Raw genomic sequence first — 7,508 nt, 5'->3', positions numbered from 1 at the left:
GCGTGGGTCCTTCCAGGACTACGCGCTGGCCCAGCTGGGCGGGGACTCGAGCGAGTTCTCCTGCCTGGAGAGCCTGTGGGGCAAGGAGAGCGGTTGGAACCCCAACGCGCAGAACCGCTCCAGCACCGCCTACGGCATCCCGCAGTTCCTCGACTCGACCTGGGCGAGCACCGGGATCGCGAAGACCTCGGACGGTTACCGGCAGATCGACGCCGGCCTGATCTACATCGACTCGCGGTACGGCTCGCCGTGCGGCGCGTGGTCGCACTCGAAGTCCACCGGCTGGTACTGAGCCACCGGAGCTCCACCGCACCTCCACCGGGGGCCCGGGTCCTGCGGGACCCGGGCCCCCGGTGCGTCCGCAGGTCCGACACGGGTCCGCCGACACCTCCTGCTGACCCGCCTGGACCCATCGGGCAGGATCTACTGGTGGACCACCCAGACGAGGAGCGCTGACCCGTGGGCAGACACCGCGCACCCGAGGGCGCCACGACGGACTTCGACGCCGCCACCAGCGCCCTGGCCGACGTGACCGGCGACTACGCCGTCGACGTCGCGCACACCCGCATCGGCATCCGGGCCCGGCACGCGATGGTGACCACCGTCCGCGGCGCGTTCACCCACTTCAGCGGCACCGCCCACCTGGACACGGCCCGGCCCTCGGCCAGCAGCGTCACGCTGCGGATCTCCACCGCCAGCATCGACACCGGCACACCGGACCGCGACGGCCACCTGCGCTCGCCGGACTTCCTGGACGTCGAGCGGTACCCGGAGATGCGCTTCACCTCCACCGACGTCGAGCAGGTCGACGACGAGGTCTACCGGGTGACCGGGGACCTCACCATCAAGGACATGACCCGGTCGGTCTCGGTCGACTTCACCCTGACCGGCTCCGCGCTGGACCCGTTCGGCAACACCCGGGTCGGCTTCGAGGGTGCGCTGGCGATCAAGCGCAGCGACTGGGACCTGACCTGGAACACCGTGCTGGACACCGGCGGCGTGCTGGTCAGCGACCGCATCCAGGTGGAGTTCGACGTCTCGGCGATCAAGGTGTCCTGACCCGGCGCCGATGAGTTCCCCCCGCTGCCGGGGTCTGCACTGCGGATCCCGTCGCCGCAGGAGGCTGGCATGGCGCACCTGTCCCGGTTCGTGACCGTCTGGTCGATGTTGCAGGCGCGGGTGACCGACGGCCGGCTGCCCGGGTTCGCCGCCGCGGTGCGGTTCCGCGGGGCGGTCGAGGTGCACACCGGTGGCTGCCTGACCCTGGGCGGCACCGACCTGGTCCGCCCCGACTCGCTGTTCCGGCTCGCGTCGGTGTCCAAGCCCGTCGCCGGCGCGCTGACCCTGGCGCTGATCGAGGACGGGGTGCTCGGTCTCGAGGACCCGGTGGCCCGGTGGCTGCCGGAGCTGGCCGAGCCGCGGGTGCTGCGCAGCCGGGGCGGTGCCCTCGACGACACCGTCCCCGCCGACCGCCCGATCACCGTGCGGCACCTGCTCAGCAGCACGCCGGGCTTCGGCGGCGTCTGGGACTCCTCACCGATCGCGCAGGCCGTCGACGCGGCCGGGATCGGTCCGGGCCCGCTGCCGCCGCAACTGGACCACGACGAGTTCGCCCGCCGGCTCGGCGAGCTGCCGCTGGTAGCCCAGCCCGGCACCAGCTGGCTGTACCACCTGAGCACCGACGCGCTGTCGGTGCTGCTCGCCCGGGTGGCCGGCCGGCCGCTGCACGAGCTGCTCGAGGCCCGGGTCACCGGCCCGCTCGGCCTCCGGTCGACCGGCTTCTGGGCGTGCGACCCCCAGCGGCTGGGCGCGGCCTACCTGCCGGTCGACGGCGGCCTCGAGCTGCTCGACCCCGCCGACGGGCTGTCCGCCCGGCCGCCGCTGTTCGAGGGGCTGGCCGCCGGGCTGGTCTCCACCGCGCCCGACGTGCTCGCCTTCTTCTGCGCGCTGGCCGACGGCGGCGGCCCGGTGCTCGGCCCCGCCTCGGTGGCTGCCATGACCACCGACACGCTGACCCCTGCCCAGCGCCGTGCGGCCGCGGACTTCCTGGGGCCTGGCCGCTCCTGGGGGATGCAGGTCGGCGTCCAGGTCGAGCCGACCGCGCCGTGGGACCAGCCCGGCCGCTGGGGCTGGGACGGCGGCACCGGCACCACCGCCTACGTCGACCCCGGGCGGGACCTGGTGGCCGTGCTGCTGACCCAGCGTGGCGCGGTCCCCGGGGACACGTTCCTGACCGACTTCTGGCGGGCGCTGTACCGCTGCGTGTGAGCCGCCGGCTCAGCCGCGGCGCAGCCGGCCCAGCAGGCCACCGGTGGTGCCCAGCGTCCGGGCGGCCAGCGCCAGGATGGGTCCACCGGGGATGCCCGGCGCCGACTGCACGATCGGCGCGAGCTGCATCAGCCCGGTCAGCTCGTGCACCCGCAGCCGGCGGCGGGCCAGTGCGACGACGGGGTTGACCCGGCCCGAGGCGGCGTCCAGGAGCAGGTCGGCCGGCGCCTCCACCGCGGTGCCCGGCACGTCCCCGGCAGCCAGCCGGCGGACGGTCCAGCCCGAGGGGTCGGCGGCGAAGGCCCAGCCGCCGTCCGGGGTGGCCAGCGCGGCGCCGGCGGTGATGTGCTGGGCGGCGGCCAGCGCCCCGGTGACGTCGGCGAGGGCGGCGATCCCCGCCTGCAGCACCGGCGCGGGCGGGGCGTGGGCGCCGGCGGAGACCAGGTCCAGCCCGTGGACGGCGAGTTCGTAGGCCTGCCCGAGCACCACGCTGAGCATGGGCAGCCGGCCCACGGTGGACACGGTCGGTGCGGTGTCCAGCTCCACGGGCTCGTCGGCCAGGTAGCGCTCGGTCGCCTCCCGCGCGGCCCGCAGCGCGCCGAGCACGGCGGCCCGGTCGGCGTCCCGGTGGGCGGCGGTGACCTGGGCGTTGGAGGCGTCCGGGTCACCGGGGTCACCGGTCCCGCCCGCCCGGGCACCGGCGACCAGGCCGGCCAGCGCCGCGCGGTCGGGCCAGGCGCCCAGGTGCACGCAGACCTCCTGCGCCCGCCAGCCGGGCAGCCGGGTCGCCCGTCCCAGGTCGACGGCGGCCGCTTGGTCCAGGAAGGCGTCCCAGGCACCCAGGACCATCGCGCCCACCTCGTCGCGCCCGACGTCGGCCATGCCGCGCCGCCCGGTCACCGGGAGGGCCCCCGGAGGGCGAGCAGCGTGCGCAGGACGGCGACCAGCGCCAGCGGCTGGTCCAGCATCGGGTGGTGCCCGGCGTCGGGCAGCTCCACGACCGGCATCCCGCCGCGGACCAGCCCGGCCATCTCGACTGCCATCGCCGCGGACACCAGCCCGTGCTCGCAGCGCAGCAGCGTCAGCGGGGTGCCCACGCCGGGCAGCAGGTCGCGCAGCCGCAGCCGGGTGCCGAAGAAGTCCGGGTCGAACGCCCAGGTCCAGCCGCCCTCTACCGCGCGCAGCGACCCCCGGGCGACGTGGTCGCGGACGAAGGGCAGCACGACGTCCTGCGGGGGCAGGGTGCGGAACCGGGCGACCGCCTCCTCGGCGGTGGGGTACGCCCGGTGCGGTCGGCGGCGTTCGCGCAACCGCTGCTCGTCCGGCGGCTGGTCGTTGAGCGGGGAGTCGACGACCACGGCCGAGGAGACGTCCGCGGCGTGCACGGCGGCGACGGTGACCGCCACCCAGCCGCCCATGCTGTGCCCGACCACGACCGGCCGGTCGAGCTCGGCCGCGGCAGCGGCGGCGACCACCTCGCGGGCCCACAGGTGCGGGTCGTAGCTGTCCCGACGGTCGCTGTCCCCGTGGCCGGTGAGGTCCAACGCGACCACCCGGTGCCCGGTGAGCAGCGGCGCGACGTGGTCCCACCACCCGGAGTGGGCCGCGCCGCCGTGCACCAGCACGACCCCCGGGGCACCGACCGGCCCCCAGACCCGGTAGGCGACCCGGGCACCGGCGACGACGACGTCCCGGTGCTCCGGCCGCTGGGCGAGGGCCTGGGTGAACCACGGCGGGGCGGACATGCCCGGGATCCTGCCCGACGGGCTCAGGAGCCCTTCAGCAGCTCCTCGAACGACGTCGTCGGGTCGGCGAACGGGTCGACCGGCCGGGTCGCGGCCGGACGGCCGCCGACGGTGTCGGCGAGCTCGCCGGCGGCCCGGTCGACCCGGTCGGCCAGGGCGGTCGAGCCGCCGCCGGCCCAGTCCTCGCCGGCCGCGAAGACCCCGGTGGGCACCGGCACCGCCCGCAGGTAGGCGAACAGCGGCCGCATCGCGAACTCCACGACCAGCGAGTGCCGCGCCGTCCCGGCGGTCGCGGCCAGCAGCACCGGGGTGCCGATCAGCGCGTCGGAGTCGATCACGTCGAAGAAGGTCTTGAACAGTCCGCTGTAGGAGGCGGAGAACACCGGCGTCACTGCGATCACCGCGTCCGCGCCCACGACCGTGTCGATCGCGGCCTGCAGCTCCGGGTTGGCGAAGCCGGTCGTCAGGTCGTCGGCCAGGCCCCGCGCGTGCTCCCGGAGCTCGACGACCTCGACGGTGGCGTCGTCCCCGCGGGCGCGCAGCGCCTCGACCGTCGCGGTGGCCAGCCGGTCGGCCAGCAGCCGGGTCGAGCTGGGGTTGCTCAACCCGGCGCTGACCACGGCGATCGTCCGGGTCGTCATCGGGTCGCCGGCTCGACGGTCCGGCCGGTGACGTCGTCGACCGCGTGCACGGTCGTGTCGTGCCCGCCGTCGGCGGCGGCGACCAGGGAGGCGTGGGTCGGCGCGTCCGGGACGTGGGCCGGCTTGAGCGCGGCGAACTCCTTGCGGAGCACCGGCACGACCTCCTCGCCGAGGATGTCCAGCTGCTCGAGCACCGTCTTCAGCGGCAGGCCGGCGTGGTCCATGAGGAAGAGCTGGCGCTGGTAGTCACCGACGTAGTCGCGGAAGCCGAGCGTGCGCTCGATGACCTGCTGCGGGCTGCCGACCGTCAGCGGCGTCTGGGAGGTGAACTCCTCCAGCGACGGGCCGTGGCCGTAGACCGGGGCGACGTCGAAGTAGGGCCGGAACTCCTTCACCGCGTCCTGGCTGTTCTTGCGCATGAACACCTGGCCGCCGAGACCGACGATCGCCTGGTCGGCGGAGCCGTGGCCGTAGTGCTCGAAGCGGCGGCGGTAGAACTCGACCATCTGCTGGGTGTGGGACGCCGGCCAGAAGATGTGGTTGTGGAAGAAGCCGTCGCCGTAGTACGCGGCCTGCTCGGCGATCTGCGGGCTGCGGATCGAGCCGTGCCAGACGAACGGTGGGACGCCGTCCAGCGGGCGGGGCGTGGACGTGAAGCCCTGCAGCGGGGTGCGGAACTGGCCGGACCAGTCCACGACGTCCTCCCGCCACAGCCGGCGCAGCAGCTGGTAGTTCTCCACGGCCAGCGGGATGCCGTCGCGGATGTCACGCCCGAACCACGGGTAGACCGGACCGGTGTTGCCGCGGCCCATCATCAGGTCGACGCGGCCGTCGGCGACGTGCTGCAGCGTGGCGAAGTCCTCGGCGATCTTCACCGGGTCGGTGGTGGTGATCAGCGTCGTGGACGTCGACAGGACCAGCTTCTCGGTCTTGGCCGCGATGTAGCCCAGCGTCGTGGTGGGGGAGGAGACGACGAACGGCGGGTTGTGGTGCTGGCCCTGCGCGAAGACGTCGAGCCCGACCTCCTCGGCCTTGAGCGCGATCGTGACCAGCGACTTCAGCCGCTCGGCCTCGGTCGGGGTGCGACCGGTCGTCGGGTCGGGCGTGACGTCGCCGACGGTGAAGATCCCGAACTGCATCTCGTGCTCCCTCTCGTCTGAGCCGCACTGGTTGAGAGTGCAACTACTGGCCGGTGGAACCGGTCGGGGGCCGCACTTGTTCCCGGCTCCCGCCGAGGGAGCGCAGCCGCTCTGTCAGCAGGGTCAGGGACTCCTGTGGTGGCAATGCCATCTCACCCAGCAGGTCGAGCGCGCGGGTGTAGCGGTGCACCTCGGCCTCCGAGTCGATGAAGAACACCCGGGTCTTGTTCTCCAGGTAGACGACGTCCGGCGCCCTGGTCGCCTGCGACTCGAGCACCGAGAAGGAGCCGGAGGTGACCGGCGGCAGCCCGGCCGCCAGGGGCAGGACCTGCACGGTGACGTTGGGCTGGGCCGCGACCGCGGCGAGGCGCTCCAGCTGTTCCCGCCAGACGACGGTGTCCCGGTCCGGGTCCCCCGGGACGACGGTGCGCATCAGCACCGACTCGTCGACCACCATCGACAGCTGCAGTCCGCCGCTGGGGCGCTGGGGGTCGAGGAGCTCCTGCCGTCGGCGGCTGACCAGCATCCGGCGCTCGACCTCGGCGGACGAGGGCTGCTCCCACGTCGAGTGGATGAGTTCCCGGAGGTATTCGGGTGCCTGCACGAGCGCGTGCGGCACCACCGCTGCAAAGCAGCGCAACGCCCTCGAGCCGGCCTCCAGCCGGATCAGGTTGGCGAACCTGTCGGACAGCCCGTCGGCGTAGGCGTCCCACCAGCCGCGCGGCCGCGCGGCCGGAGCGAGCCGACGGAGGAAGGTCGCCTGTACTTCGGGCACCCGGTACAACTCCACCAGGCGCTCGAGATCGGCCTCGGTGATGCCGGTGCGGCCGTTCTCGATCCGGGAGACCTTCGACGGCGACCAGCCCAGCGAGGCGGCGACGTCCTTGCCGTGCAGCTCGGCGGCCGCACGGAGCAGGCGCAGTTCCTGGGCCAAGCGGCGTTCGCGGACCGACGGGGTGTCCACCATGTCGAACAGCCTAGGCCGCATGCAATGTTGCAAGCCATCTTTCGCTGTCAGTTGCAGCATGCGACCTTGTGCCCACGCGGCCGCGGACCCACTCACCTCCGACCGAAGGACGGAAGCGATGACCGGAACCCGTGCTCTCCCGCTCAGCACGTCCGACGTCTACGACGTCGCGCAGCTCGCCGGTGGCCTCTCCCGGGTCGTCGACACAGCGGTGGTCGCCCTGCTGGAACGCGGCCGACTCCGTGTCGACGGCACCGGGCGGCTCCAGGCCGAGGGCAGCACGCCGGGTCGTCCGGTGGAGTCGGCGGTCCTGGACCTGGTGGGCACCCGGTTCCGGCGCACCGTGTCGTCGGTGCGGCTGCGCGCCGCCGAGGACCCCCGGCTGACCGGGGTCGCCGACCGCCTCGTCGAGGCCGGGTTGCTGCGCCGCAACCCCCTCGCGACGCTGACCGGCCGTGGGCCGGCCCAGCTGCGGACCGCCGCCGGGCGGCGAGCGCTGGCCGAGGTCCTGGCCACGCCGGCGGCGGGGACCGGCCTGCTCCAGGTCGCCGTGGAGGGTCCGCTGCGGATGGCCGACCGGGCTGCGTACGACAGCGTCTTCGGTGTCCTGGAGTGGGCGCCGGCGACCGGCAGGCGTCCCGGCCGGTACTCCCAGGCCGCGCTCGAGGCCAACGGCAACCAGGCCCGGGCCTACGGCAGCTTCGGTCTCGCCGGCTGGGGCGGGGACGGCGGCGGTGGCGGCTGGGGC

The 7,508-nt window shown here is 74.3% G+C and carries 9 protein-coding genes; 4 read left to right on the top strand and 5 right to left on the bottom strand.

The features are described from left to right. The 3 genes from FHL79_RS24265 to FHL79_RS24255 form a co-directional block, all read left to right on the top strand. The coding region (locus tag FHL79_RS24265) for an aggregation-promoting factor C-terminal-like domain-containing protein (protein WP_171058333.1) at positions 1-292 on the top strand (292 nt) is incomplete at its 5' end. Between the two features lie 167 nt (positions 293-459). Then, positions 460-1,059 carry a YceI family protein gene (locus tag FHL79_RS24260; RefSeq protein WP_138761117.1) on the top strand — a complete coding sequence of 200 codons (600 nt, stop codon included), beginning with the start codon at positions 460-462 and terminating at the stop codon, positions 1,057-1,059. Positions 1,060-1,128: 69 nt separating this feature from the next. Beyond that, positions 1,129-2,268 (top strand): serine hydrolase domain-containing protein, encoded by a 1,140-nt coding sequence (locus tag FHL79_RS24255; protein WP_138761116.1) that lies wholly within the window; start codon positions 1,129-1,131, stop codon positions 2,266-2,268. A gap of 9 nt (positions 2,269-2,277) precedes the next feature. Here the strand turns inward: FHL79_RS24255 and FHL79_RS24250 are convergent, their stop codons facing one another. From FHL79_RS24250 to FHL79_RS24230, 5 genes are read right to left on the bottom strand one after another with little or no spacing between them, the layout of a single operon-like run. Beyond that, the gene (locus tag FHL79_RS24250) at positions 2,278-3,168 is read right to left on the bottom strand and encodes a maleylpyruvate isomerase N-terminal domain-containing protein (protein ID WP_246081194.1); all 891 of its coding nucleotides are present in this window, start codon (positions 3,166-3,168) and stop codon (positions 2,278-2,280) included. Beyond that, on the bottom strand, positions 3,165-4,013 hold the full coding sequence (locus FHL79_RS24245) for an alpha/beta fold hydrolase (RefSeq protein WP_138761115.1): 849 nt from the start codon (positions 4,011-4,013) through the stop codon (positions 3,165-3,167). The genes FHL79_RS24250 and FHL79_RS24245 overlap by 4 nt, the downstream gene beginning before the upstream one ends. Positions 4,014-4,036: 23 nt before the next feature. Further along, positions 4,037-4,654 carry an FMN reductase gene (locus FHL79_RS24240; RefSeq protein ID WP_138761114.1) on the bottom strand — a complete coding sequence of 206 codons (618 nt, stop codon included), beginning with the start codon at positions 4,652-4,654 and terminating at the stop codon, positions 4,037-4,039. After that, positions 4,651-5,793: an LLM class flavin-dependent oxidoreductase gene (locus FHL79_RS24235; RefSeq protein ID WP_138761113.1), complete on the bottom strand. Its 1,143-nt coding sequence runs from the start codon at positions 5,791-5,793 to the stop codon at positions 4,651-4,653. The genes FHL79_RS24240 and FHL79_RS24235 overlap by 4 nt, the downstream gene beginning before the upstream one ends. A 43-nt stretch (positions 5,794-5,836) precedes the next feature. Continuing rightward, complete coding sequence (locus FHL79_RS24230; RefSeq protein WP_138761112.1) at positions 5,837-6,760, bottom strand: helix-turn-helix domain-containing protein; 924 nt, start codon at positions 6,758-6,760, stop codon at positions 5,837-5,839. Positions 6,761-6,878: 118 nt separating this feature from the next. On the opposite strand from FHL79_RS24230, the gene FHL79_RS24225 reads away from it, so the two are divergent. Further along, on the top strand, positions 6,879-7,508 hold a 630-nt coding region (locus FHL79_RS24225), incomplete at its 3' end, for a TIGR04222 domain-containing membrane protein (protein WP_218938601.1).

Source organism: Modestobacter altitudinis (assembly GCF_005930475.1).
Taxonomy (GTDB): Bacteria; Actinomycetota; Actinomycetes; order Mycobacteriales; family Geodermatophilaceae; genus Modestobacter; species Modestobacter altitudinis.
The sequence above is the reverse complement of the archived record's forward strand: the minus strand, read 5'-3'. Positions and strand labels throughout refer to the sequence as shown.